Annotated in this window: 21 protein-coding genes and 2 tRNA genes; 11 read left to right on the plus strand and 12 right to left on the minus strand. The window is 33.4% G+C overall.

What is annotated here, in order from left to right:
* Positions 1–240: 240 nt before the first annotated feature.
* From CLU83_RS17955 to CLU83_RS17980, 6 genes are all read right to left on the minus strand, one after another.
* The gene (locus CLU83_RS17955; protein WP_100432884.1) at positions 241–1,887 is read right to left on the minus strand and encodes a DUF6377 domain-containing protein; all 1,647 of its coding nucleotides are present in this window, start codon (positions 1,885–1,887) and stop codon (positions 241–243) included.
* A gap of 105 nt (positions 1,888–1,992) precedes the next feature.
* On the minus strand, positions 1,993–3,423 hold the full coding sequence (pyk, locus tag CLU83_RS17960; protein WP_100432885.1) for a pyruvate kinase: 1,431 nt from the start codon (positions 3,421–3,423) through the stop codon (positions 1,993–1,995).
* A 5-nt stretch (positions 3,424–3,428) separates the two neighbouring features.
* Complete coding sequence (locus CLU83_RS17965) at positions 3,429–3,917, minus strand: IPExxxVDY family protein (protein ID WP_100432886.1); 489 nt, start codon at positions 3,915–3,917, stop codon at positions 3,429–3,431.
* A gap of 115 nt (positions 3,918–4,032) precedes the next feature.
* Positions 4,033–4,773 carry a ribonuclease III gene (gene rnc, locus CLU83_RS17970; protein ID WP_100432887.1) on the minus strand — a complete coding sequence of 247 codons (741 nt, stop codon included), beginning with the start codon at positions 4,771–4,773 and terminating at the stop codon, positions 4,033–4,035.
* Position 4,774: 1 nt separating this feature from the next.
* Positions 4,775–6,034, minus strand: coding sequence for a beta-ketoacyl-ACP synthase II (gene fabF / locus CLU83_RS17975; protein ID WP_100433790.1), 1,260 nt, complete (start codon positions 6,032–6,034; stop codon positions 4,775–4,777).
* Between the two features lie 188 nt (positions 6,035–6,222).
* Positions 6,223–6,459 (minus strand): acyl carrier protein, encoded by a 237-nt coding sequence (locus CLU83_RS17980; RefSeq protein WP_007137004.1) that lies wholly within the window; start codon positions 6,457–6,459, stop codon positions 6,223–6,225.
* Between the two features lie 178 nt (positions 6,460–6,637).
* Between CLU83_RS17980 and CLU83_RS17985 the strand changes: the two genes are divergently transcribed.
* The 4 genes from CLU83_RS17985 to CLU83_RS18000 all read left to right on the plus strand — a co-directional run bounded on the left by CLU83_RS17985 (position 6,638) and on the right by CLU83_RS18000 (position 10,725).
* The gene (locus CLU83_RS17985; RefSeq protein ID WP_100432888.1) at positions 6,638–7,207 is read left to right on the plus strand and encodes a phosphoribosylglycinamide formyltransferase; all 570 of its coding nucleotides are present in this window, start codon (positions 6,638–6,640) and stop codon (positions 7,205–7,207) included.
* Between the two features lie 9 nt (positions 7,208–7,216).
* The gene (gene rnhA, locus CLU83_RS17990; protein WP_100432889.1) at positions 7,217–7,696 is read left to right on the plus strand and encodes a ribonuclease HI; all 480 of its coding nucleotides are present in this window, start codon (positions 7,217–7,219) and stop codon (positions 7,694–7,696) included.
* Positions 7,697–7,771: 75 nt separating this feature from the next.
* Positions 7,772–8,695: a PfkB family carbohydrate kinase gene (locus CLU83_RS17995; RefSeq protein ID WP_100432890.1), complete on the plus strand. Its 924-nt coding sequence runs from the start codon at positions 7,772–7,774 to the stop codon at positions 8,693–8,695.
* Between the two features lie 131 nt (positions 8,696–8,826).
* Positions 8,827–10,725 (plus strand): hypothetical protein, encoded by a 1,899-nt coding sequence (locus CLU83_RS18000; protein ID WP_100432891.1) that lies wholly within the window; start codon positions 8,827–8,829, stop codon positions 10,723–10,725.
* A 749-nt stretch (positions 10,726–11,474) separates the two neighbouring features.
* Here CLU83_RS18000 and CLU83_RS18005 read toward each other — a convergent pair.
* A complete protein-coding gene (locus CLU83_RS18005) occupies positions 11,475–12,083 on the minus strand; it encodes a superoxide dismutase (protein WP_100432892.1) in 609 nt (202 codons plus the stop codon).
* A gap of 292 nt (positions 12,084–12,375) precedes the next feature.
* Between CLU83_RS18005 and CLU83_RS22900 the strand changes: the two genes are divergently transcribed.
* The 6 genes from CLU83_RS22900 (at position 12,376) to CLU83_RS18035 (ending at position 22,203) form a co-directional block, all read left to right on the plus strand.
* Positions 12,376–14,427, plus strand: coding sequence for a UvrD-helicase domain-containing protein (locus CLU83_RS22900; RefSeq protein WP_369828783.1), 2,052 nt, complete (start codon positions 12,376–12,378; stop codon positions 14,425–14,427).
* A 133-nt stretch (positions 14,428–14,560) separates the two neighbouring features.
* Positions 14,561–15,595 carry a 3'-5' exonuclease gene (locus CLU83_RS22905; protein ID WP_369828784.1) on the plus strand — a complete coding sequence of 345 codons (1,035 nt, stop codon included), beginning with the start codon at positions 14,561–14,563 and terminating at the stop codon, positions 15,593–15,595.
* Between the two features lie 76 nt (positions 15,596–15,671).
* Positions 15,672–16,865, plus strand: a complete 1,194-nt coding sequence (gene kbl / locus CLU83_RS18015; RefSeq protein WP_100432893.1) for a glycine C-acetyltransferase — start codon at positions 15,672–15,674, stop codon at positions 16,863–16,865.
* A gap of 111 nt (positions 16,866–16,976) precedes the next feature.
* On the plus strand, positions 16,977–18,404 hold the full coding sequence (locus tag CLU83_RS18020; RefSeq protein WP_100432894.1) for an OmpA family protein: 1,428 nt from the start codon (positions 16,977–16,979) through the stop codon (positions 18,402–18,404).
* A 64-nt stretch (positions 18,405–18,468) separates the two neighbouring features.
* Positions 18,469–21,234, plus strand: coding sequence for a PD-(D/E)XK nuclease family protein (locus tag CLU83_RS18025; protein ID WP_100432895.1), 2,766 nt, complete (start codon positions 18,469–18,471; stop codon positions 21,232–21,234).
* Between the two features lie 297 nt (positions 21,235–21,531).
* Complete coding sequence (locus tag CLU83_RS18035) at positions 21,532–22,203, plus strand: ATP-binding cassette domain-containing protein (protein WP_100432897.1); 672 nt, start codon at positions 21,532–21,534, stop codon at positions 22,201–22,203.
* On the opposite strand, the gene CLU83_RS22190 is transcribed toward CLU83_RS18035, so the two are convergent.
* Both CLU83_RS22190 and CLU83_RS18040 read right to left on the minus strand, forming a co-directional pair.
* Complete coding sequence (locus tag CLU83_RS22190) at positions 22,200–22,358, minus strand: hypothetical protein (protein ID WP_157802138.1); 159 nt, start codon at positions 22,356–22,358, stop codon at positions 22,200–22,202. The two genes, CLU83_RS18035 and CLU83_RS22190, sit on opposite strands and share 4 nt — an antisense overlap.
* A 6-nt stretch (positions 22,359–22,364) precedes the next feature.
* Positions 22,365–22,571: an alpha/beta fold hydrolase gene (locus tag CLU83_RS18040; RefSeq protein WP_100432898.1), complete on the minus strand. Its 207-nt coding sequence runs from the start codon at positions 22,569–22,571 to the stop codon at positions 22,365–22,367.
* Positions 22,572–22,743: 172 nt separating this feature from the next.
* Between CLU83_RS18040 and CLU83_RS18045 the strand changes: the two genes are divergently transcribed.
* Positions 22,744–22,938: a hypothetical protein gene (locus tag CLU83_RS18045; protein WP_100432899.1), complete on the plus strand. Its 195-nt coding sequence runs from the start codon at positions 22,744–22,746 to the stop codon at positions 22,936–22,938.
* A gap of 823 nt (positions 22,939–23,761) precedes the next feature.
* Here the strand turns inward: CLU83_RS18045 and CLU83_RS18050 are convergent.
* The 3 genes from CLU83_RS18050 to rseP all read right to left on the minus strand — a co-directional run bounded on the left by CLU83_RS18050 (position 23,762) and on the right by rseP (position 25,374).
* Positions 23,762–23,835: transfer RNA gene (locus CLU83_RS18050), tRNA-Asn, on the minus strand.
* A 39-nt stretch (positions 23,836–23,874) separates the two neighbouring features.
* Positions 23,875–23,948 (minus strand) — tRNA-Asn (locus CLU83_RS18055).
* Positions 23,949–24,030: 82 nt separating this feature from the next.
* On the minus strand, positions 24,031–25,374 hold the full coding sequence (gene rseP / locus CLU83_RS18060; protein WP_100432900.1) for an RIP metalloprotease RseP: 1,344 nt from the start codon (positions 25,372–25,374) through the stop codon (positions 24,031–24,033).
* Between the last annotated feature and the right edge of the window lie 237 nt (positions 25,375–25,611).

Genomic DNA, 25,611 nt, shown 5'->3' on the forward strand with positions numbered 1-25,611 from the left:
ATAACGCTGTTTTGGGAATTTTAGTCCTTGATAATTGCTGCAATTTATTTTCAACTTTGAGTTTGACTACAATCGTAAATCATAACAAATAAGCCCTGTTTTTATCATTTAGCCCTGATCGAAGTGATATCCTTTGTGGTTTTCCTTTAAAACCACAAAGATTTAACGAAGAGCAGGAACCATATAACCAAAAATGCCCAATGTCTCTGCTTCAAAAAAGAATCGATTTAGATGAACGTGTTATTTACTATTTGTCCCAATCTGCATTACTCTTTCTTCAAATTCATCTCGAGGACCAGCCGATTTGTTTTTGAGCTGGGAACGGTAATTGTATATAGTCGAAATCGAGTAACGAAGAAAAACAGCGATTTTGGCACTGTCTTTTATACCCAAGCGGATGAGTGCAAAAATTCGTAACTCAGTATTGAGCTGTTCGCCTTCTTTTGGATGGATTTTTTCATTTGGAATGAGCAAATCATTGAACTCACGAATAAAATCTGGGAATAACTGCAAAAAGGTTTTGTCAAAATTGGCATAAAACTCTTTTAATTCATTTTCGATATAATCTTTTGATTTTACCGTATTGACAAGGTCGTTTATTTTTCCTGTTGTAGCCAATACATTAAGTTTCCGCTGGTATTCATCCAGTTTTCCTAAATAATCGGAACTTTGATCCATATAACGGCCAATATAAATTTCCTTTAAAAAGTTGGCTTCGGATAAGGTGTTGTTCGATAGATTTAATTTTTCATTAAAAGTGTTTAACTCGGAATTCAATTCAGAAAGTTTATCATTGGACAAACTCAATTCTTTTTTTGCAGTAGCTAATTTTTTCATTTGCTTAAAAAGTAAAAACAAAAGCGCTAATAAAACAAGTACCAAGAAACCGGCACTAATTAAAAAAATAACTAATTGAAACTTGTTGGTTTCATTTTGCTGCTGATAGGATTCACTGATGATTGGGAGCATTTTTGATATTTCATAAGTTCTCAAACGTGCGTTGCACAAAACTGCATCATCCAGCGAACGCTTGATATAGGTATAAGCCCGCTCTATGTCGCCATCTTCATAAAGCAAAAATGCTAATGAACGGAGTGAAATATATTCTTTTTTGGATAAATGCAAGTCGGATAAGGCAGAGATGCTCAGCCATTTTTTTTCTTTTAATCTGTCATTTTTTTGTTTGTAGGCTTGTGAAATAATATAGGATATAATCGGCCGATTAGAATTGCTGTGATGGATTTTTGGAAAATAGGGAAGTAATAAACGCAGCGTTTCATCAGGTTTTTTATGGTCTAAATTCCAATCGGCTTTAGCTATAATATACGATACAGAATTAGTTGGGTAATAGGCGACACAGGAATCCCGGTATTTTTTTGAAAGCAGAAGATATTTTTCTTTTTCCTGCTGAGAAGAAGCGTTATCGGCCATTTGTCCATAAATTGTTTTGCTGACACCGTAAAAAGCTCCTTTTAGAGAAGAATTTGGTGATATAGTAATGGAATTTAGAATATCGATAGCTTCTTTGTACATGCCTAATGTTCCCATTATAGACACGAGATTTATTTCGGACTGATTTAATTTATCAGATTCTTTAACGATTTTTGCGGCCTGAAGATTTTTTCTGGCATAAGCTAAAGCTGAGTCAGATTGATAGGAACTGTAATTAATGTACAGTTTTTGCGTAATCTCGTATCTGGAAATTGGAATGCTGTTTTTTCTTAAAAGCGATTTAAGCTGAGTAATTTCCTTTTCTTTATTTTTGGTGTAAAAGGAATTGTTTTCAATAGTTTGGTCTATTTCAGATAATAAAGCATCTGAATTTTTTTGGGCTAATGAACTGCAAGGCAACAGCAAAATAGTGACAAACAGTAAAAAATGATTCATTTAGCTGGGATTTATTTCTGTAAAAATAATTAAAATTTTAAATGAAAAAACCGTCTTGAATTTTTAAAGATTCAAGACGGTCTAATATATTTGATGAACTAAAAGTTATTCTATTTCAGAAATTCTTAAGGTATTCACCATTCCTTTTTCTGTAATTGGCATCGCAGCCAAGTTGATTAAGAAATCTCCTTTTTTCACAAATCCTTTTTCTTTTACAATATTATTTACGTCAGTAACGGTATCATCCGTACTTACTGATTTTTCATAATAAAAAGATTTTACTCCCCATAATAAATTAAGTTGGGTTAAAATTCTTTTGTTTGATGTAAATACTAAAATATGTGCAGATGGTCTCCAAGCTGAAATTTGGAATGCCGTATAACCGCTGTTTGTTAAAGTACAAATAGCTTTAGCTTTGATTACATTAGCCATTGTAGCAGCATGCTGGCAAACTGTTTTAGTGATAAAACGGTTTGTTCTTACTTGTGGAGAGTTTTGAGGAACTTGAATAAGCGGTGAATCTTCAACTGCTTCAAGAATTTGGGTCATTTTTTGAATTACCTGTACTGGGTAATTTCCAGTAGCAGTTTCACCTGATAGCATTACAGCATCAGCTCCATCCATAACAGAGTTTGCTACGTCATTTACTTCAGCACGAGTTGGAGTCAAGCTGGTAATCATAGTCTCCATCATTTGAGTAGCTACAATTACTGGGATTCTAGCCGTTTTAGCTCTGTGGATTAATTCTTTTTGAACTAAAGGCACTTCGTGAGCAGGTAATTCAACACCTAAGTCACCTCTGGCAACCATTAATGCATCACAATAAGCTACAATTCTGTCCATATTTTCTAATGCCTCTGGCATTTCGATTTTGGCTATAATTGGAATTTTATAGTCTGAGTGTTTTGCAATTAATTCTTGTAAATCTTGTAAGTCTCTAGGAGTTTTAACAAATGAAAGTGCAATCCAGTCTAATTTTTGTTCTATTGCAAAAATGGCATCAGCAATGTCTTTTTCAGTCAATGCAGGTAATGAAATTTTAGTGTTTGGTAAATTTACCCCTTTCTTTGATTTCAATTCACCTCCTTGTATAACACGGGCAACAACCTCAGTTTTTTTATCTGTTGAAACAATTTCAAAAATTAATTTTCCATCGTCAAGTAGTATTCTTTCTCCAGGATTAACATCATTTGGGAAATTTTGGTATTTCATGAATACCTTTTTTGAAGTACCTAGTATGTCTTCAGCTGTTGTGAAAGTGATTAAATCACCATCGTTGACAACAACTCCATCTTCCATAACTCCAACACGAAGTTTAGGGCCTTGTAAATCTCCAAGAATTCCAGTAGTGTATCCAAACTCTTCGTTTATACCGCGTATAATGTTGATTTTATTTTTAACATCTTCGTAATCAGCATGAGAAAAATTTACTCTAAATACATTTACACCTGCCTCAATCATATCCTTAATGATTTCTCGTGTACTACATGCAGGCCCAAGTGTGGCTACAATTTTGGTTTTTTTGTTCGTAAGCATTTTTTTTAAAAAATTAAATTGTTTTTAGATTTTATCTTATTTATGTCAACAATATAGTTAGCAGCTATTTGATCAATTGAATTCAGCTCACTTTGAATTTCCAAAAGATTGGTGTTGTCTTCGCTGTTTTCTATTTTCAAAAAGTAGTTTACTTTTTTAAATTCAGGAATCATATACACTTTTTTTGCTACTTCTAAGTCAAAATTTGTAAACAAACCTTGATTGTCTTCTTTTTTTTGTTGAATGACTTCGTTTATATTTTGTATCAAATCCCAAGAGATATCTTTTTTCTTTTCATAATAATGAAATCTAGAAAAATGAACTTCTCCTTCCTTATCAGTAATTTGAATTTCTTTGATAGATTTATTCAGGTTTACATGAAGTCTTTGATTGATAAAATAAGCCAATCGGTAATCTTCTAATGTGGTGTGAATAGCGATAAGATTATAATCTATCTCGTTAAATTCACCAAAATCCAATTTATGAATTGCCATGGTCATTAAAAAATAAGCTGTAAATATAATATTTCTAAATTAGTAAAAGGTTGCTTACTGACTAGGATTATGATATTTTATTAACGAAAACGATGTAGCATCGATAATCATTTAGCTATTTTCTTTCAATTTTCTCTTGAAAAGCAAAGTAAGCGCGTTGCGAGGCTTTTTCTTCAGCCTTCTTTTTTGAAGTAGCCCTGGCTTTTGCAATAACCTTATCATCAATACTTAGTTTAACACCAAACAGACGCTGTCCATCAATTGCATTATCTTCAAAAATATCATAATGAAATTGTTTTTTCTCTTTTTGGCACCACTCAATAACAAGACTTTTATAGCTAATTACTTTTCCTTCTAATCTAGCAATGTCAACATAAGGAATTATAACTCTTTTTTGTATAAATTTTTCGCAGTATTCATATCCTTTGTCTAAGTAGATTGCACCAATTAAAGATTCGAATATATTGCCATGTATGTTTTCTCCAAAATGATGCACAGGTACTTTACTTTCAACAAACTCTATTAAGTTCAAATCTTTGCCCAGTTCATTCAAATGCTCTCTACTTACTATTTTTGAACGCATTTTTGTTAAATAGCCTTCATCTCCTAACGGAGCTTCATTAAATAAGTAGGCCGCAATAACCGAACTTAGCATAGCATCACCCAAAAACTCAAGTCTCTCGTAGTTAACGGGATTACCTTTCAAATCGATACGGTTTGAGGAGCGGTGTGTAAAAGCTTTCTTGTAAAACTCTAGAGTAATTGGTTCAAATCCAAGTATAATCTGAATTGAATTAAAAAAAATCCCGTCTTCTTGAGAACGGGATTTTGAGAATATTTTTTTTAGAAAATGCATTTTATGCTTTGTAATCTAATTTTTTAACCAAAACACAAGCATTGTGACCGCCAAATCCAAATGTATTACTCATAATAACGTTCATTTCTCTTTTTTGAGCAACGTTAAAGGTAAAGTTTAATTTTGGGTCAATATTTTCATCATCTGTAAAATGATTTATGGTTGGAGGTACAATTCCGTATTTTAATGAAAGAATACATGATATTGCTTCAATTGCTCCAGTAGCACCAAGTAAATGGCCTGTCATTGATTTAGTAGAATTCAAATTCATCGTATAAGCATGTTCTCCAAAAACATGTAGAATTGCTTTAGATTCTCCAATATCACCAAGCGGGGTTGAAGTCCCGTGCATGTTTACACCGTCTACATCTGCTGGTTCTAGACCTGCATCTCTTAAACAGTTTAACATTACATTTTTAGCTCCTAATCCCTCAGGGTGCGGTGCTGTAATGTGATAAGCATCTGCAGACATTCCGCCACCTCCAATTTCGCAATATATTGTTGCGCCACGTGCTACAGCGTGCTCGTATTCTTCTAGAATTAATGCTCCAGCACCTTCTCCTAGTACAAATCCGTCTCTATCTTTATCCATAGGTCTGGAAGCTGTTTTTGGATCATCATTTCTGGTGGATAAGGCATGCATAGCATTAAAACCTCCCATTCCTGCAATTGTTACAGCAGCTTCTGAGCCACCAGTTACCATTACGTCAGCATGCCCCAGACGAATGTAATTGAAGGCATCAATGATAGCATTTGTTGATGATGCACAAGCGGAAACTGTGGTGAAATTTGGACCTCTAAATCCATGTTTCATTGAAATAAGACCACCAGCTATATCAGCAATCATTTTTGGTATGAAGAAAGGATTGAATTTTGGAGTGCCATCACCTGCTGAAAAATTAAGAACTTCTATTTGAAAAGTTTCTAATCCTCCAATTCCTGAACCCCAAATGACACCTACTCTATCTTTATCTAATTTGTCATAATCAAAATTAGCATCATTTACAGCTTGGTCAGATGCAACCATAGCGTATTGTGCGTAACGGTCCATTTTTCTGGCTTCTTTTCTGTCAATAAAATCTTCGACATTGAAGTTTTTTACTTCACAGGCAAATTTTGTTCTAAATTTTGATGCATCAAAATACGTTATTGGTGCAGCACCACTAACGCCATTAATTAAGCCATTCCAAAATTCTTCAATAGTATTACCAATGGGAGTAAGAGCACCAAGGCCTGTTACAACAACTCTTCTTAAAACCATAACGTTTTTATTTTTGTTATCTTTTAACAAATAAAGCCCATGCTTTCTATACTATAAAAAGTAAATAAAAGGATCATGGGTGTTTAATGTAAATATAATTTGATTGAATTTCAATCGAAAATTTAATTTATTCAAATAATAACACCCGATTAAAAATTATAGAATTTTAGTAATCGGGTGTATAATTATTATTTTTTAGCTTCCTCGATGTAAGAGATAGCTTGACCTACAGTAGCAATGTTTTCTGCTTGATCGTCTGGAATCTGAATGTCAAATTCTTTTTCGAATTCCATAATAAGCTCAACAGTGTCTAATGAGTCAGCTCCCAAATCATTAGTGAAGCTTGCTTCTGTTACAACTTCGTTTTCGTCAACACCTAATTTGTCTACGATAATCGCTTTTACTCTTGATGCAATGTCTGACATAATCTTTTAATTTTAGAATTTAATTTGTTGGCAAAAATAAAACAACTTTATTTTAAAACAACTATTTAGTGAATAAATGTGTGTACTAATTTATAAAATTTATTCCAACAAAGATTTCGTAAACCTATTTATTTTCGTTTTTTATTCCTTTTTTTGCATAAAATTTAAAAACAGAATTATGAAAAGAATACTGATATTTGCTTCTGGATCGGGGTCTAACGCTGAAAATATTATAAAATATTTCGAAAGCAGATCTGTTGGAACTGTAGTAGCGGTTTTCTCAAATAATTCTAATGCGGGGGTTCTTGGTAAAGCAAAAAAATTAGATGTTCCTGCTGTAATTTTTTCAAAAGATGATTTAAATTCAGGAAAAGTATTACAAATCGTGAATAAATTTCAGCCCGATTTGATAGTTTTAGCTGGTTTTCTGTTAAAATTTCCTGATGATTTGATTGGAGCTTATCCAAATGCCGTCATAAATATACATCCTGCCTTATTGCCAAAATTTGGCGGAAAAGGAATGTATGGAATCAATATTCATAAAGCTGTTGTAGAAAATAAAGAAAAAGAAACGGGCATAACTATTCATTATGTAAATGAAAACTATGATGAAGGGAATATTATATTTCAGCAGAATGTCAGTCTTTCTGAAAGTGATACACCAGAATCTGTTGCTGTAAAAATTCATGAACTGGAACAAAAACATTTTCCAGAGGTTATCGAAAAACTTCTAATTTCTAACTTCTAATTTCATACTTTGGAATACGACGTACACATATATACTGACGGAGCGGCTAAAGGGAATCCTGGTAATGGAGGATATGGAGTTGTGATGGAATGGGTAGGGAAACCTTATAAGAAAGAATTCTATGAGGGTTTCAGGCATACCACAAATAACAGAATGGAATTATTAGCTGTTATTGTAGGTTTGGAAAAACTTAAAAAGGAGAATACTGCAGTCTTAGTTATTTCAGATTCAAAGTATGTTGTAGATTCTGTGCAGAAGAAATGGGTTTTCGGCTGGGAAAAGAAAGGTTTTGCAGGAAAGAAAAATCCCGACTTATGGAAACGTTTTTTAGTTGTGAATAAAAAACACCGTGTTGATTTCAAATGGATAAAGGGACACAACAATCATCCTCAAAATGAAAGATGTGACGAATTAGCTGTTATGGCTTCTATGCAAAAGCAGCTTTCTATTGATGCTTTTTACGAAAAAGAAGAGGGTAAATTTTTATGAAAACTTTGACTGCTTGACTCTTTGCAATATTGCAACTTAAGAACTATCTTTGCACCCTAATTCGAAACTCATATAATGAATAAATTATTGATTGTTGGAACAGTAGCTTTCGACGCGATTGAAACTCCTTTTGGAAAAACAGACAAAATTCTAGGCGGAGCAGCAACTTATATAGGAATATCTGCTTCCTTTTTTAATGTAAAATCAGCTATAGTTTCTGTTGTTGGTGATGATTTTCCACAAGAATATCTGGATTTGTTAACAGACAGAAATATTGATATTTCCGGAATTGAAGTTGTTAAAGGAGGAAAAACTTTTTTCTGGAGCGGGTTGTATCACAATGATTTAAATTCAAGAGATACTTTAGTGACCGAATTAAATGTTTTGGCAGATTTTCAGCCAAAAGTACCTCAGGATTATAAAAATGCCGAAATTGTGATGTTAGGGAACTTACATCCTTTAGTGCAAAGCAGTGTTTTGGATCAAATGGAAACCAAACCAAAATTAGTGGTTCTAGACACCATGAACTTTTGGATGGATTGTGCCTTGCCGGAATTATTGGCTATAATCAAAAGAGTAGATGTTATTACGATTAATGATGAAGAAGCGCGTCAGCTTTCAGGAGAATATTCTTTAGTTAAAGCCGCTGCAAAAATCCATGAAATGGGACCAAAATATGTGGTAATTAAAAAAGGGGAACACGGAGCTCTATTATTTCATGGTAAAGAAATTTTCTTTGCGCCAGCATTACCATTAGAAGAAGTTTTTGATCCAACTGGTGCAGGTGATACATTTGCAGGAGGATTTTCAGGATATATAACACAAAGTGAAAATGTTTCTTTTGAAAACATGAAAAATGCAATAATTTATGGTTCGAATTTAGCTTCCTTCTGTGTAGAGAAATTTGGGACAGAAAGGATGGTTGATTTAGAGGAGGCTGAAGTGGTCTCAAGACTGAAACAGTTCAAATCTCTGACCCAGTTTGATATAGAATTATAATGTTCTAAAGCCTCGATGTGAGGCTTTTTTTAATTAATACAGTCAATATTTATAAGATGCAGTACGAATTTGCTTCGTATTTAGTTTAAAGAAACGTTATACAGACACCAACAACTACAAACAACAAAACAATGAGCGACGCTTTAAAACACGAATGTGGGATAGCTTTAGTTAGACTTTTAAAACCTCTCGAATTTTATAAAGAAAAGTATGGTACTGCTTTTTATGGCATACAAAAAATGTACTTGATGATGGAGAAACAGCACAATCGCGGTCAAGACGGTGCTGGTTTTGCAAGTATTAAAATGGATGTAGAACCGGGTGAAAGATACATAAGCCGTGTTCGTTCCAATCATGCACAGCCAATTCAGGATGTTTTCAAGCAAATAAATGAGAGGGTAAACGAAGAAATGGAAGCTCATCCTGAGTATGCAGATGATGTCCAGAAGCTTAAAGCAAATATTCCTTATATCGGGGAATTGTATTTAGGACATGTTCGTTATGGAACTTTTGGTAAAAACAGTATAGAAAGCGTTCATCCGTTTTTACGTCAGAGTAACTGGATGCATAGAAACCTGATTTTGGCAGGAAACTTTAATATGACTAATGTTAAAGAACTTTTTCAAAATTTAGTTGAATTAGGTCAGCATCCAAAGGAAATGGCGGATACTGTTACAGTAATGGAAAAAATCGGTCACTTTCTTGATAAAGAAGTTATGCAGCTCTACCAAGACTGTAAGGCTGAAGGTTATTCCAAAAGAGAGGCATCTCCGGTTATTGCTGAAAGACTTGATATTGCCAAAATTTTGGCACGTTCATCCAAAAATTTAGATGGAGGATATGCTATGGCTGGTCTTTTAGGTCATGGTGATGCTTTTGTTTTTAGAGATCCAGCAGGAATACGCCCAGCGTATTATTATCAGGATGATGAAATTGTGGTAGTGGCTTCTGAAAGACCTGTTATTCAGACAGTATTTAATGTTCCGTTTGAGAAAGTGAAAGAAATTGACCCGGGAAGTGCTTTGATTATTAAGAAAAGTGGAGATATTTCTATGAAAGAAATTCTGACTCCAACTGTAAAAAAGGCATGTTCATTTGAGCGCATCTATTTCTCAAGAGGGAGTGATGCTGAAATTTATCAAGAACGTAAAGATTTAGGGAAACTGATTTTGCCAGCAGTTTTAGAATCTATTGATAATGATACAGACAATACTGTTTTTTCGTACATTCCAAATACTGCCGAAACTTCTTTTTACGGTTTGGTTGAAGCGGCTCAGGACTTTTTGAACCAAAGAAAGAAAAATTTTATTCTGGAAAACAAAGATACCTTAACAGTTGACTCTTTAGAAAAATTACTTTCTGTAAAAATTAGAACTGAAAAAGTTGCCATAAAGGATGCTAAGCTGAGAACTTTTATTACCGAAGACAGCAGTAGAGATGATCTAGTGGCTCACGTCTATGATGTGACTTATGGAGTAATCAAACCAACGGACAATCTTGTAATTATTGATGATAGTATTGTAAGAGGAACAACTCTTAAGATGAGTATCATTAAAATGATGGATCGTCTAAAACCAAAAAGGATTGTAATTGTTTCCTCTGCGCCACAAATCCGTTATCCTGACTGTTATGGAATTGATATGGCAAAACTGGAAGGATTAGTTGCTTTTAGAGCAGCTTTAGAGTTGTTGAAAGAAAGAAACCTGTATCATATTGTTGATGAAGTTTATGCTAAATGTAAAGCTCAGGAAAACTATCATGACAATGATGTTGTGAATTATGTTACTGCAATATATGATTCTTTCACTTCTCAGGAAATATCAGATAAAATTGCCGAAATGCTTAGTTCATCAGATATTAATGCGGAAGTAAAAATCATTTTCCAAACAGTTGAAGATTTGCATATCGCTTGTCCAAAAAATTTAGGAGATTGGTACTTCACTGGTGATTATCCTACTCCAGGAGGGAATCGTGTGGTAAACAGAGCTTTTATGAACTTTTATGAAGGTAAAGACGCCAGAGCATATTAGTCATATTGTCCGATTATCGGGTATGTAGGTACTTTGTCGAATTTATTTTTAAAATCATTAATGCCAAAGTATATTTGCTCTACCATAATTTAGTAGGTTAAGTTTATGGTAGATTTGGGGCAAAAAGGGTGAAAGTAAAATTTCACCTTTTTTATTGGTATAAAGCTAGGTTTTTATTATCTGAAGACACATTTACAGCCAGATAAGCACCAATAAAACATACTGTATTACAGTTAACTATTAGTTAAACGAGTTTATTGGGCATTCATCGAAAATAATTTAGAAATAGTTTTTTACAATGTATATTTGACTACCATAATTTTTAGTAGGTTAAGTTTATGGTAGATTTGGGGCAAAAAGGGTGAAAGTAAAATTTCACCTTTTTTATTGGCATAAAGTCACCTTTTGATTTTTATTATCCCAACAAAGAGTCGTTAATTATTGAATAAACATGAATTAAACTTGTTGAATATGAATGAATTAACCGTTTGACGATTTTATAAGACATTCATCGAAAATAATTTAGAAATAGTTTTTTACAATGTATATTTGACTACCATAATTTTTAGTAGGTTAAGTTTATGGTAGATTTGGGGCAAAAAAGGTGAAAGTAACATTTCACCTTTTTTATTGGTATAAAGTCTCAAAAAGAAAATAGAATTTAGAAAAAAGTATGTACAAAAAAAATAGACGAACAAACTCTAGGTTCATCCGTCTATTCTCAATATTGTTTACTCTATTTCTTCTAACTATTTTTCTAAAGCAAAACGTCTTGACACTTCAGTCCAGTTAATCACATTGAAAAAAGCTTCAATATAATCAGGTCTTCTGTTTTGATAATTCAAATAGTAAGCATGTTCCCAAACATCCATTCCTAAAATTGGAGTTCCGCCACAGCCAACTTCCGGCATCAAAGGATTATCTTGATTTGGAGTGCCGCAAACATCAAGTTTACCTCCTTTTTGTACACATAGCCAAGCCCATCCTGAACCAAATTGAGTAGCTCCAGCTTTAGCAAATTTTGCTTTAAATTCTTCAAAAGTCCCAAAAGAACTTTCGATAGCCACTAGCAATTCACCAGTTGGTAATCCGCCTCCATCAGCAGACATAACCGTCCAAAATAAATTGTGATTGTAAAAACCTCCGCCATTGTTACGAACGGCTGCATTAGATTTATCAAGATTTATTAAGATATTTTCGATAGTTTTCCCTTCCAAATCAGTTCCTGCAATAGCTGCATTCAAGTTTGTAGTGTAAGCATTGTGATGCTTTGAATGGTGTATTTCCATTGTGCGGGCATCAATATGTGGTTCTAATGCGTCATACGCATAAGGTAATTGTGGTAATTCAAAAGCCATAATATAGTCGTTTAATGATTTATAAATATTTTATTCAAAATTAAACATTTAACTTTGGAATATAAAATTCTATTTTGTTATAATCCCATCAAATAAAATGATAATACAATTCTGATTATATTAATCCGAGTGATAAGGAGCTATTTCCTGCTGTCATTCCAATCTTTTTATCTCGTCGAAAAAGACGAGATAAAAAGGATTTTCCCTTCCATCAGGGCTGGGGCATTTGGAATTTCAGGAAACATTAGTACAGATCAGAAATAAAATTGTTAATTTACAATCTAAAATCCAAATGGAAAGACCTTCTTTCGCCATATATGATGCCTCGGCAGGTTCCGGAAAAACATACGCTCTTGTTAAAGAATATCTCAAAATTATTTTAACGGCACACAAGAATGACGCGTATCGAAATATTCTTGCCATTACGTTTACCAACAAAGCGGTTCACGAAATGAAAAGCCGGATCGTTGGCAGTTTGTCTGAATTTGTCAAAGAAGAGCCTAATTCCAAAGCATCAGATTTAATGCAGGATTTATCTGTGGATACAGGACTTTCCATAATTCAGATTAAAATCAAATCCCAGCAAATCATCAAGCACATTATTCACAATTATGCCGCTTTTGATATATCCACGATTGATAAATTCACCCACAAAGTTATCCGGGCTTTTGCACACGATTTGGGATTGCCAATGACTTTCGAAGTGACTTTGGACACAGAAAACCTATTAACAGAAGCCGTAGATGCGATCATAGCGCAAGCGGGTGAAGATGAAACGTTAACTAAGCTGCTTATCGATTTCACGATGGAAAAAACCGATGATGATAAATCTTGGGATATTTCACGTGAAATTTTGGAAACGGGAAAATTAGTCCTTAATGAAAATAACCGAAATGAAATTACCCATTTTCACGACAAATCGATCAGTGATTTTATAGCCGTAAAAGAAAAATTAGTTCAAGTCTGTAAAGATTTGGAAAAAGAAAATGCAGCTCTTGCAAGTGAATTACTATCATTAATTGATAAAAATGCAATTGATTTAAAATCATTTTCCAGAGGAACTTTTCCCAATCATCTTCAAAGTATTGCGGATAGAAAATTCAATTCAAAAAACAAGATGTTTCGGGAGTTCGAAGATATTGCGATCAATAAAACGGCAAAAGACAGAGCTTTAATCGAAAATATTATTCCCGATTTGTTACAAAATCTTACGTTAGTTTATAAAAATTTCGAAAAACGAAATTTTTATAAAGCCTTCCTAAAAAACATCACACCTTTGTCATTGCTGAATACGGTTAGCAATGAATTGACAAAAATTCAAAACGAACAAAATGTACTTTCGATATCCGAGTTCAATGCTATTATTCATCGCGAAATCCAAAATCAGCCCGCTCCTTTTATATATGAACGATTAGGAGAACGTTACCGTCACTTTTTTATTGACGAATTTCAGGATACTTCCGAAATGCAATGGCAAAATTTGATTCCGCTTATTGACAATGCGCTTTCAGGACAGGACGATTCAGGTCAAAAAGGAACTTTAATGATTGTTGGTGATCCAAAACAATCCATTTACCGTTGGCGTGGTGGTAAAGCCGAACAGTTTATAGAATTGAGTAAAGATCAAAATCCGTTCAGTAATCCTGAAAAAAAACTGGAACATTTAGATAAAAATTATAGAAGTTATTCGCAAATAATCGAATTCAACAATGACTTTTTTCAATTATTGTCCAATGAATTCAGTAATGCAGATTATAAAGATTTATACGAAAACCACAGTCGGCAAAAGATAAACAATAAGGCAGGCGGTTATGTAAATATTTCATTTTTACCAGAAATTGAATCTTCAGAAGAGGATGAAGAGACATTGGATAAAACAGATTTATATGTTTTGGCTACGCTAAATACTATTCAAAAAGCTGTAAAAGATGGTTTTGAATACAAAGATATTGTAATTCTGACCCGAAAACGAAGCCAAGGAATTGCTGTCGCCAATTATTTAACGGAGCAAAGCATTCCGCTCTTGTCCTCTGAAACATTGATGATTCAAAATGCAACTGAAGTTCGGTTGATTATTCACATTTTAAAATATTTAAAGAATAGTTCGGATTTGGAGTCAAAGGCTTATTTTTTGCAGTATTTGGCAGATAATAAACAAGATGAATTGCCTGTTCATGATTTTATAGCCAAAGGGATGGAATTGAGAGAGGAAGCAGCTTTCGAAAAGTGGCTTGAAAACTGTAACATAGAACTCTCATTTCAAAACATTAGAAAAAAATCATTGTATGAAGCCGTTGAAATTATTGTTTCAAAATTCCTAGCCCCCCCGCCCCCGAAGGGGTAGCTACTAAGATTGAGGAAAAGCTTACGTCTAGTTTGTCAGCTCCCCCTTCGGGGGCGGGGGGGCTTATGTTCAATATTTTCTGGACATTGTTTTAGAACGAGATGTTCGTAATCAGGCCGGAATTTCAGATTTCTTGAATTATTGGGAGAAAAATTCGGAGAAATTTAGCATTCCTTCTCCCGAAGGTACAAATGCTGTTCGTATAATGACCATTCATAAATCAAAAGGATTGGAATTTCCAGTTGTAATAATGCCTTTTGCCGAAGAAGACTATAATAGAAAACCGAAAGATAAGTTATGGCTTAACTCGGAAGAACAGGATTTTGACATGCCAAAAGTTTTAGTGGATAACAGTAGTGCCATTGAAGAATTTGGAGAAGAAGCTTCTGCGGTTTATAATCTAAAAAAACAGGAAGAATTGTTGGATAACATTAATGTATTGTACGTGGCTTTAACCAGGGCTGAAGAGCAATTGTACGTTATTTCTCAAAATATAAAGCTCAGAAAAGATGGAGAATATCCAAGTAATATGGCTTCATTTTTCATAAAATATTTGATACAACAAGGGCTTTACGATGAAGATCAATTAGAATATTCATTTGGGAGTTCAACTAAGTTGTCTGCAAAAGAAAAACATATCGACACAACCAAAAACATTCCTATTGTTTCGGAAGTACTGAATCCCAAAAACATAAAAATAGCCCAAAGGGAAGCATTAATGTGGGGAACGCATCAACAGGAAGCTATTGAATTTGGTAATGTAATACATGAAATACTTTCTTTTATAGCAACAAAAAACGATGTGGAATTAGCAATTAATAAAGCAATTGAGAATGGATTAATTACAATACTTCAAAAAGATATTGTTTATAATGCAATTATTGAAATAGTGAATCATCAAGATTTAGTTGAGCATTTTGCTGAAGGAAATGAAGTTTTGAATGAAAAAACGATTATTCAAAAAGTAAGTGGTACTATTAAGCCCGACCGAATAGTAATTAATAAAGAAAAAGAAGTTTTTTTATTAGATTATAAAACAGGTCTTCCAAATCCGAAATATAAATATCAATTGGAAAATTACCAAATGGCTATTGAAAAAATGGGCTTCAAAGTGCTAAAAAAGGCGCTTGTGTATATAGGAGCCAAAATCGATGTAGTACATTTGTGAAAAATTAAATAAATTGTCAACTAACGAAGTTTATTGCGCTTTCGCTTTTAAACTTTAAGATTTAAATCTCAATAAAATGTACGGTAAAATCCAACAACACTTACAATCAGAACTTCAAACTATTGAAGAAAACGGAATTTTTAAAAAAGAAAGAATAATTACTTCATCACAAGGAGCCGAAATCACCATTTCGACAGGAGAAACGGTTTTGAATTTTTGTGCCAATAATTATTTAGGGTTGTCTTCACATCCGGAAGTAGTCCAAGCTGCTAAAGACGCTATGGATACTCATGGTTTTGGAATGTCGTCTGTTCGTTTTATTTGTGGAACGCAAGATATTCATAAAACATTGGAAAAAAAGATAGCCGATTTTTATGGAACAGAAGATACCATATTATATGCGGCAGCTTTTGACGCAAATGGAGGCGTTTTTGAGCCTTTATTTGGAGAAAACGATGCAATTATATCAGATAGTCTGAATCATGCTTCTATAATTGATGGAGTGCGTTTGTGTAAAGCTAGTCGTTATCGCTATGAAAATAGCAATATGGAGGATTTAGAACAACAATTGATTAAAGCAAATGAATCTGGAGTTCGTTTCAAAATAATTGTTACTGATGGCGTATTTTCTATGGATGGAGTTGTAGCTCCATTAGATAAAATATGTGATCTGGCTGATAAGTACGACGCTTTGGTTATGGTTGATGAATGTCATGCTGCAGGATTTATCGGGGCAACAGGAAAAGGAACGCTCGAGGCCAAAGGCGTTATGGGGCGTGTAGATATTATAACAGGTACTTTGGGAAAAGCCTTGGGGGGAGCAATGGGAGGATATACAACAGCTAAAAAGGAAATAATTGAGTTATTGCGTCAGCGTTCCAGACCGTATTTGTTTTCAAATTCATTGGCTCCAGCTATTGTTGGTGCATCTATAAAGGTATTTGAATTGTTAGAAAAGGATACTGTCCTAAGAGATCAGTTAGAGTGGAATACTAATTACTTTAAAAACGAAATGAAAAAAGCTGGATTTGATATAGTTGAAGGGGATTCGGCTATAGTGCCTGTAATGTTATATGATGCAAAATTAGCTCAAACGATGGCTAATGAGCTGTTGAAAGAAGGAGTATATGTAATAGGATTCTTTTTTCCAGTGGTTCCTAAAGAAAAAGCAAGGATTAGAGTACAGTTATCAGCAGCTCATACAAAAGAGCATTTGGATAAGGCAATTCGTGCTTTTATGGTCGTAGGACAAAGACTTGCAGTAATATAATTGTTAAAATTTCAATTTGCGAAGTGTTTTATTTAACAAATGATTTTGATATTACAGAAAATCGTTCTATTTTTGTTTGAAATTAACTAATTGTAAATAAAATAACAAAGTATGAAACATCTTAACAAACTTTTAGTTGCTGTAACGATGGTGATGGGATTAAGCTCTCAAGCACAAGACAGTAACAATAAATGGGCAATCGGTTTTGGAGTAAATGCGATTGACTACAGATCTAGTGCTGGTGATGACTTTACGAGTCATTTTGACCAACCATTTAAGGTAAGTGACAACTGGAATATACTTCCTTCAGTTTCTTATATCAACGTTTCTAGATACGTAGGTAGTGGTTTTATAGTTGGACTTACTGGTTCAATTAATAAAATTGATAAGTTCGTAACTGCTCCCAATGTTGTTGTAAATCCTGGAGATTTAATGTACTACGGTATTGATGCAACTGTTACTTATAGTTTTATGGAGTTAATTAAGTCTAAAGTATTAGAGCCTACATTAAGTGTTGGTGGTGGTTATACTTTCTTAGGAGATGAAAGCTACGGTACTGTTAATCCAGGAGTTGGATTAAATATTTGGTTTACTGAAAACGTTGGTCTTTCATTATTAGGGACTTACAAGAAATCTTTCGGAGACAGAACATATGCAGACGGAAAAACCCCAGATGCTCCTTCTTACACTCAATATTCTGCGGGTCTTGTTTTCAAGTTTGGTGCTAAAGATACTGATGGAGACGGAATCTATGATAAAGATGACGCTTGTCCGGAAGTTGCAGGTTTAAAACAATTCAACGGTTGTCCTGATACTGATGCTGATGGTATCGAAGATTCTAAAGATAAATGTCCAACAGTTGCTGGTACGGCGGAATTCCAAGGTTGTGCTGATACAGATGGTGACGGTGTAGCTGATCCTGATGACGCTTGTCCTTCAGTTGCAGGTTTAAAACAATTCCAAGGTTGTCCTGATACTGACGGTGACGGTGTAACTGATGCTTCAGACAAATGTCCTACAGTTGCTGGTCCTGTTTCAAATGGCGGATGTCCTGAATTAGATTCTGATAAAGATGGTGTAATTGATAAAGAAGATGCTTGTCCTGCAGTACCTGGTCCTGCAAGTAATAAAGGATGTCCAGAAGTAACTGAGCAAGTATTGCAAGAACTTAAAGTACAAGCTAGAGCAGTATATTTTGTAACTGGTAAAGCTGTATTGGAGACTGCTGATAAAGGAGCTACAGATGGTAGATTAGAAGCGATTAAAGAAATCCTTAAAAACTACCCTAACGCTAAATTCGCTATAGAAGGTCACACAGATAATACTGGTAGTGCTAAAATAAACCAAAAACTTTCTGAAGACAGAGCTAAAGTTGTTATGGATAAGTTAATTGAAAAAGGTGTTAACCCTGCTAACTTAACTTCTGCTGGATTTGGTTCAACTAAACCAGTTGCTGATAACAAAACTAAAGAAGGTAGAGCACTTAACAGAAGAACTGAAATTAGACACATAGGAACAATATACGAAGGTAAATTGTAATCTAATTATCTAAATAATTTTAAAAAGCCATTCTTAATTGAATGGCTTTTTTTATATTTATAAAATGACAAATATTTCTTTTTTAGATAGAATTGCTACAGTAATAATATCAGAGTATTATAATAGAGTTGCTGATACTATAGTGGTCTTGCCGAACAAACGGGCAAAAATATTTCTTGTTGAAGCATTAAAAAATCAAATAGAAGAGAATATATTTTCACCCGAAATAATTAGCATCGAAGATTTTGTCCAAAATATTGCTGAGGTAAGAACAATTGATCCTATTGAATTGCTTTTCGAATTTTATGGGGTTTACTTGTCTATCACGGAGAAAAAGAATCAGCAGTCATTTGAGCTTTTTGCCAATTGGGCAAAAACACTTCTTCAGGATTTTAATGAAATTGATCGTTACTTATTAGATCCAGATCATGTTTTATCTTACTTAAAGGATATTGAAGATATTAAAAAATGGGGTATTGAAGTCGAAAATAAAACCCAATTACTCGAAAATTACATTGATTTTTGGAAATTACTGCCCAAATATTACCAGTCTCTTTATGAACATTTACTAAAAAAGGGAATCGGATATCAAGGATTAATATATCGTGAAGCTGTAAAAAATATTGATAATTTTTCCAAATCGATAAAAAGCAAACAATTCATTTTTGCAGGTTTCAATGCCTTAAATGCTTCAGAGGAAAAAATAATTCAACATCTTATTGCTTCAGATCGGGCAAAAATTTATTGGGATGTCGATGTAACGTTTCTAAATGATCCTTACCATGACGCTGGCTTATTTGTGCGCCGTTTTAAAGAAAACTGGAAACATTATAAGTCAAATCCTTTTGAGTGGATAGTTGATGATTTTTCAGTGGTCAAAAATATTCAGGTGATAGGGACTCCAAAAACGATTGGTCAGGCGAAGATTGCAGGAAGTATTATAGCAAGTATCAGTAATGGAAATCCAAATGAATCTCTTGATAAAGTGGCTATTGTTTTGGGAGAAGAGAATCTGTTAATTCCGCTGTTATATTCTTTACCTGATACTGTTAGGGCTTTGAATATTACCATGGGATATTCCAGCAAGAATAACCCAGCTCAAATTCTGATTGCTAAATTGTTTAAAATGCACACTAATGCATTGTCAAGGAGCAATAACAACTATGTGTTTTATTATAAAGATGTTTTAGATATACTCACCCATCCGTTAATTGAGCCTTATGCTAACACAAGTGCGTTGGTTGGGATTATTAATAAAAACAATTATACTTTTATCAGCCATCATAAATTATTGGAATTAAATGATAATTCAAGTGATTTATTTTTGCTTGTATTCCAAAAATGGGAGAAAGGTTCTATTGCCGTTTTGGAAATAATCTCTAGTTTATTGCTGAAGGTTAAGAATAATTTGAGCAATGAAAATGAAGAAGAAAAAATAGCCAAAACTTTTGTCTATGCCATTTTTAAAGTGATTAATAAACTCATTAATTACTATTTACAGCACAAAGAAATAGACACGATTGATACATTACATGCAATTTATAAACAAGTGATAGATTTGGCGGAAGTCTCTTTTGAAGGGGAACCTTTAAATGGACTGCAGATTATGGGTGTCCTTGAAAGCAGGGTTTTGGACTTCGAGACAGTTATTATTACTTCTATGAATGAGGGCAAATTTCCGGCAGGTAAATCGCAAAATTCGTTTATCCCTTATGATGTAAAGCGTGAATTGGGACTGCCAACTTTTAAAGAGAAAGACGCCATTTATACGTATCACTTTTATCATTTACTGCAGCGGGCCAAAAATATTTATTTACTTTATAATACCGAAAGTGAAGGTCTGGATGCTGGTGAAAAAAGCAGGTTTATTACCCAATTAGAAGTTGAGAAACAGCCTAACCATGCTTTAACCCATGAAATTTACAATGCAGTTTTGCCCGAAACGGCTTATCAGCCTATAAAAATCCCGAAATCGGAGAAAGTATTGTTGCGCTTGAAAGAAATAGCCGAAAAAGGCTTTTCTCCTTCGGCGTTGACGAGTTATATCCGGAATCCGATTCAGTTTTATTTTCAAAAGATTCTTCGTATTAGTGAAGTGGAAGAAGTGGAGGAAAATATTGCTTTGAATACGTTGGGGACTATTATTCACGAGACTTTACGGGTTTTATATACCCCTTTCATTGGTAAATTTATTTCTGAAACAGATATTCAAAATTGTATCAAGCAAATTGATTCCGAAGTTTTGATTCAATTTAAATTGGTTTATAAAGAGGGAGAAATCAAAAAAGGCAGAAATTTGCTGGCTTTTGAAGTAGCAAAAAGAAATGTTTTTAATTTCCTGAAAGTAGAATTAGAAAGCATTAAAAATGGTGATGCCATCAAGATTTTGGAGCTTGAAAAAACGTTCGAAAGAATGGTGCAACATCCAAGTCTCCCTTTTCCTGTTTTGATTAGAGGAAATGTGGACAGGATTGAAGAACGCAACGGAATCATCAGAATTATTGATTACAAAACGGGTAAAGTCGAAAAGACAAATGTTACTCTTAAATCATGGAAAGGATTGACAGATGATATTAAAAACGATAAAATTATCCAGGTTTTGACGTATGCTTATATGTATGAGGAAAATGCCAATGGTAAGCCTATTGAGGCGGGAATTATTTCTTTTAAAAACTTAAAGTCAGGATTTTTACCTTTTAATTTTAAAAAAGATAAAGAGAGTATTTCGATTATAAACAATGAAATCCGGTTTAATTATTTAGAGCAAATTGTTTTGTTATTGCATGAAATTTCAGATGCAGCAATTCCTTTTGAGGAGAAAATTTTATAACAGAATGAGTAAAAAATGGAACAATCTGTTTGAGTTTTTCAAAAGTACTCTCGCGGTTAATTTTGCTGTGAGTTTTTTTGTTTTTCTTTTTGGAGGATCAATAGCTTTTAATTATTCTGTACTCTCTTTTGGTTTTGTTTTAAGTTTGCTTTTCAAGGAAGTTAATGCTAAAAAAGAGTATGTGTTTTATTTTAACAATCAAATTTCTAGAATACAGCTTTGGCTTTTTTCTTGGGGTTTTACTTTTGTTTTTTTAGTAATTTCTGTTTTTGTTTTTAATTTGGTAAAGAAATTATTTTGAAAAAACATTTATTAGAGATTGACAGCGTTCAGAAATCTTTTGACAATAAAAACATATTGTCGGATGTTTACTTAAAATGCAATACAAAAGACATTATTGGACTTCTTGGCAGAAATGGTTCGGGGAAATCGACTTTACTTAAGATTATTTTTGGGACAACTGCAGCCGATTTTAAGTTTGTTAGAGTTGATGGTAGTGTTAAAACCAAGACCAAAGATCTATTTGCAGAGATTAGTTATTTGCCTCAGGATAATTATATTCCTAGTGCATTTTCAGTAAAAAAAGCGATAAAGCTATCAGTTCATAAAGAGAAGATTCCTGAGTTTTATGCTGACAAAATGATCTGCACAATGTTAGGTAAGAAAATTGCTCATTTGTCGGGAGGAGAATTACGTTATCTGGAAATCAAAATTATTCTTAATAACTCTTCAAAATTTGTTTTGTTAGATGAGCCTTATAATGGTTTGTCTCCTTTGATAGTTGAGAAAGTAAATGAATTAATAGCTGCCAATTCTAAGACTAAAGGAATTATTATTTCGGATCATAATTATGAAAATGTAATCAAAGTATCTACAAAACTGGTTTTACTCAAAGAAGGCAAGGCACACCATCTGCTTTGTAAAGATGAGTTGATAGAAAAAGGATATTTGAAAGAAGGAATGCTTTAGATTCTTTTGAAAAAGTCTGCTAAAACAGTTTCGGCTTGGCTTTCAATAGAGCTCATGTGTCCGCCCGAAAGAGTAATTAATTCAACTTCGGTGCTTTTTATTTGTTCCAAGTTTTCTTCATAATTTAGATAAAACCTCGTGGACCACATCGGCATTTTCTTTCATCGTTTGGATATAACCCAAACTTTCTGTTTCCCCATGCCCCCCAATAAATAGATGGTTATGATTTGGTATTTTTTACTTAATTCTGAAACATAGAAATCCCACATGGTTTTATTTTCCAAAAAGCCATGTAGCAAGACTACAATTGTTCCTTTTCCAGAATCTGAGTACGAAATTTGCGTGTTTTTGTAGAGAATTTGATTCATTTGTTTTTAAACTTGAAACAAAGTAAGGTGAAATTTTTAAGAAATATTAACGGCTTCATAAATTCTGTATAATTGTCTTATTCTATAAATGATATAACTTTTAGGAGTAATTTTATAACACATAAAATTCATAAGATTATAAATTTACCATGAAGCTAAAAAAACAGAAATTATGAATCTTAAAAGATTTTTTGGAGGATTGCTTATAATTCTGGGAATTGTTGGTCTTATTTACACAGCAGTTATATTCGCAGGGACATCTGGCGAAACAAGAGATGTTAAGTCATTAATTATTTACGGAATACTTGGAATCGTGTTTTTTATGTCAGGAATTAGTTTAGTTCGTACTACAAAAGACGAGTCCTAAATTTTTCTTTATTTAGACAGAATGAGTATTACTAAAAAAACGGCTTCCATTTCTGAAAGCCGTTTGAATTACTATTTTTAAATTTTTTAAAAGCGAATGCCCTGTTATTTGCCTCAGGATAATTATATTCCTAGTGCATTTTCAGTTAAAAAAGCAATAAAGCTATCGGTTCATAAAGAGAAGATCCCTGAGTTTTATACTGACAAAATGATCTGCACAATGTTAGATAAGAAAATCGCTCATTTGTAGGGAGGAGAATTATGTTATCTGGAGATCAAAATCATTCTCAATAACTCTTCAAAATTTGTTTTGTTAGATGAGCCTTATAATGGTTTGTTTCCTTTGATGGTTAAGAAAGTGAATGAATTAATAGTTGAGAATTCTAAATGGTATCGCTTCATTTTTTTAATCTCTTTAGGTTTAATTCCTCGAAGCTCTGCTTCGAAATAAATAAAAATTCGATTTAATATCTCTGGGGCTCTGCCTCGAGGTAGTTTATTACCGTAAAGCAATATAGGTGTTCTGATAAAATCAATGACTTCGAGAATCGTATTGATTCATTAAAAGAAAATGATATTGATTTGATGAAATATGTGGATAATTCAGTTGAATTATTGTGTCAGTTGGAGAATGTGTTCAACCATCTGTAAAATTGAAAAGGGTCGTTTTTAAGGGTTATTTACCCTGAGAATATAATACTCGAAAAAGAATGTTTTCGAACCAGTTCTGAGAATAATTTAGTTGAGCTTATGGCTATATTTTACGGGGTTCGCAAAGTATAGAAATAAAAAAACCATTCCGAAGAATGGCTTTTCCACTATTGCTCCCCCTCTTGGGCTCGAACCAAGGACCCTCTGATTAACAGTCAGATGCTCTAACCAACTGAGCTAAGGAGGAATCACCTTAAAGGTATGTATGTTTGCTAAAAAAAGTTTGCTCCCCCTCTTGGGCTCGAACCAAGGACCCTCTGATTAACAGTCAGATGCTCTAACCAACTGAGCTAAGGAGGAAGTTGTTGCTCTTTTTAGCGAGTGCAAATATAGGATTAAATTTAAATGTAGCAAACAAAAAAAGCAAAAATAATATTCTTTTTTATTTGCCTACAATCGCTTTATAAATATCGTTCCCATTAGCAAACAATAGTAATGAGATAAGAAGTACAAAACCAACCATTTGGGCATTCTCTAAGAATTTGTCGCTTGGCTTCTTACCGCTTACGATTTCAAACAACAAAAACATTACGTGACCACCATCAAGTACCGGAATAGGCAATAAATTCATCACACCAAGCATAATTGATAAAATTGCTGTAATGCTCCAGAAAACTTCCCAGCTCCAAGAACTTGGAAAAATATTATAAATAGCATGGAATCCGCCTACTTGTTTGTACGCTTTGGTTTCTGGATTGAATATGGTTTTTAATTGTTTTCCGTATCCTACCAATTGATCTTTTCCTTTTTCAATTCCAAAAGGTATGGATTCAAGGAAACTGTATTTTTGATGCGTTATTTTGTAATATCCTAGTTTCTCCAAAGAATCAAGACCCAAAGCGCCAAGCTGAACGCCTAATTTACCTTCCTTATTTACTTTTAGGTTTAACGTTGTTTGTTTTTGATTTCTCAAAATCACTGCTGAAACTGTTTTATTCTTGTTTTTTTCTAAAATTACTTTGGCTTGGTCAAGGTATTTTGTAGTCTGACCATTTAGTGACAAAAGAATATCTTTTGCCTTAAGATTTTGGTTTAAGGATTCATCGGCTATGTTACCAATGACAAAAGGGATTCTTATGGTAGCCAATGGTTCTTTTTCAAATTTTGACAATTGATCAATAAAATCATTTGGCATTTTAATCATTTGTTCGATGCCATTTCTTTCGATAACCACTTCTTTGGCCACAATAACTTTGGAGTTAATCTCTTTGTCAAAACGTATGATTTTTTCACCATCAACAGCAACGATTTTGTCCCCTGATTTAAATCCAGTATTAATCATCGCTTGGTTTTCGATCAAAAGACCGTCTTTCATATCGGCATTTGAAATATAGGAATCTCCGTAAGCATACGCCATACCTATATATATAATGAAAGCAAGTATGAAATTTACTGTTACACCGCCAAGCATGATAATCAAACGCTGCCAAGCCGGTTTAGAACGAAATTCCCATGGCTGCGGAGGCAAAGCCATTTGTTCCTTGTCCATGCTTTCGTCTATCATGCCGGAAATTTTCACATAACCGCCAAGAGGAAGCCACCCAATACCATAAACAGTTTCACCAATTTGTTTTTTAAACAGTGAATATTTTACATCAAAAAATAAATAAAATTTCTCGACTCTGGTTTTGAATAATTTTGCAGGAATGAAATGCCCTAATTCGTGAAGTATAATAAGTAATGATAAGCTCAATAAAAATTGAGAAAGCTTGATAACTATTTCCATTTTTTAATTTTCGGTTCTTTAATGACGGACAAAAGTACTATTTTCTATTTTATTAATTACGCAATATTAATCCGTATCGTTTTAAAACTTTGTTAATTAATCCGTTTTTCATTTTTAATTTGGCGTTGGTGCTATAACTTTGTTACAACTGGAATCATATATTTTTTTTGGAGCAGAAAGATTTGGCATTTTTAGGAGATATGGTTCCCGCTATTCGTTTCAATCTCCCGAAAAAAA

The organism is Flavobacterium sp. 1 (assembly GCF_002797935.1).
Classification (GTDB): Bacteria; Bacteroidota; Bacteroidia; order Flavobacteriales; family Flavobacteriaceae; genus Flavobacterium.

Excerpts from the sequence above, each read along its gene's own strand:
- CLU83_RS17955 (WP_100432884.1), bottom strand. The coding sequence starts at position 1,887 with ATGAATCATTTTTTACTGTTTGTCACTATTTTGCTGTTGCCTTGCAGT.
- pyk (WP_100432885.1), bottom strand. The coding sequence starts at position 3,423 with ATGCTTACGAACAAAAAAACCAAAATTGTAGCCACACTTGGGCCTGCA.
- CLU83_RS17965 (WP_100432886.1), bottom strand. The coding sequence starts at position 3,917 with ATGGCAATTCATAAATTGGATTTTGGTGAATTTAACGAGATAGATTAT.
- rnc (WP_100432887.1), bottom strand. The coding sequence starts at position 4,773 with ATGCATTTTCTAAAAAAAATATTCTCAAAATCCCGTTCTCAAGAAGAC.
- fabF (WP_100433790.1), bottom strand. The coding sequence starts at position 6,034 with ATGGTTTTAAGAAGAGTTGTTGTAACAGGCCTTGGTGCTCTTACTCCC.
- CLU83_RS17980 (WP_007137004.1), bottom strand. The coding sequence starts at position 6,459 with ATGTCAGACATTGCATCAAGAGTAAAAGCGATTATCGTAGACAAATTA.
- CLU83_RS17985 (WP_100432888.1), top strand. The coding sequence starts at position 6,638 with ATGAAAAGAATACTGATATTTGCTTCTGGATCGGGGTCTAACGCTGAA.
- CLU83_RS17995 (WP_100432890.1), top strand. The coding sequence starts at position 7,772 with ATGAATAAATTATTGATTGTTGGAACAGTAGCTTTCGACGCGATTGAA.
- CLU83_RS18000 (WP_100432891.1), top strand. The coding sequence starts at position 8,827 with ATGAGCGACGCTTTAAAACACGAATGTGGGATAGCTTTAGTTAGACTT.
- CLU83_RS18005 (WP_100432892.1), bottom strand. The coding sequence starts at position 12,083 with ATGGCTTTTGAATTACCACAATTACCTTATGCGTATGACGCATTAGAA.
- CLU83_RS22900 (WP_369828783.1), top strand. The coding sequence starts at position 12,376 with ATGGAAAGACCTTCTTTCGCCATATATGATGCCTCGGCAGGTTCCGGA.
- kbl (WP_100432893.1), top strand. The coding sequence starts at position 15,672 with ATGTACGGTAAAATCCAACAACACTTACAATCAGAACTTCAAACTATT.
- CLU83_RS18020 (WP_100432894.1), top strand. The coding sequence starts at position 16,977 with ATGAAACATCTTAACAAACTTTTAGTTGCTGTAACGATGGTGATGGGA.
- CLU83_RS18025 (WP_100432895.1), top strand. The coding sequence starts at position 18,469 with ATGACAAATATTTCTTTTTTAGATAGAATTGCTACAGTAATAATATCA.
- CLU83_RS22190 (WP_157802138.1), bottom strand. The coding sequence starts at position 22,358 with ATGCCGATGTGGTCCACGAGGTTTTATCTAAATTATGAAGAAAACTTG.
- CLU83_RS18040 (WP_100432898.1), bottom strand. The coding sequence starts at position 22,571 with ATGAATCAAATTCTCTACAAAAACACGCAAATTTCGTACTCAGATTCT.
- CLU83_RS18045 (WP_100432899.1), top strand. The coding sequence starts at position 22,744 with ATGAATCTTAAAAGATTTTTTGGAGGATTGCTTATAATTCTGGGAATT.
- rseP (WP_100432900.1), bottom strand. The coding sequence starts at position 25,374 with ATGGAAATAGTTATCAAGCTTTCTCAATTTTTATTGAGCTTATCATTA.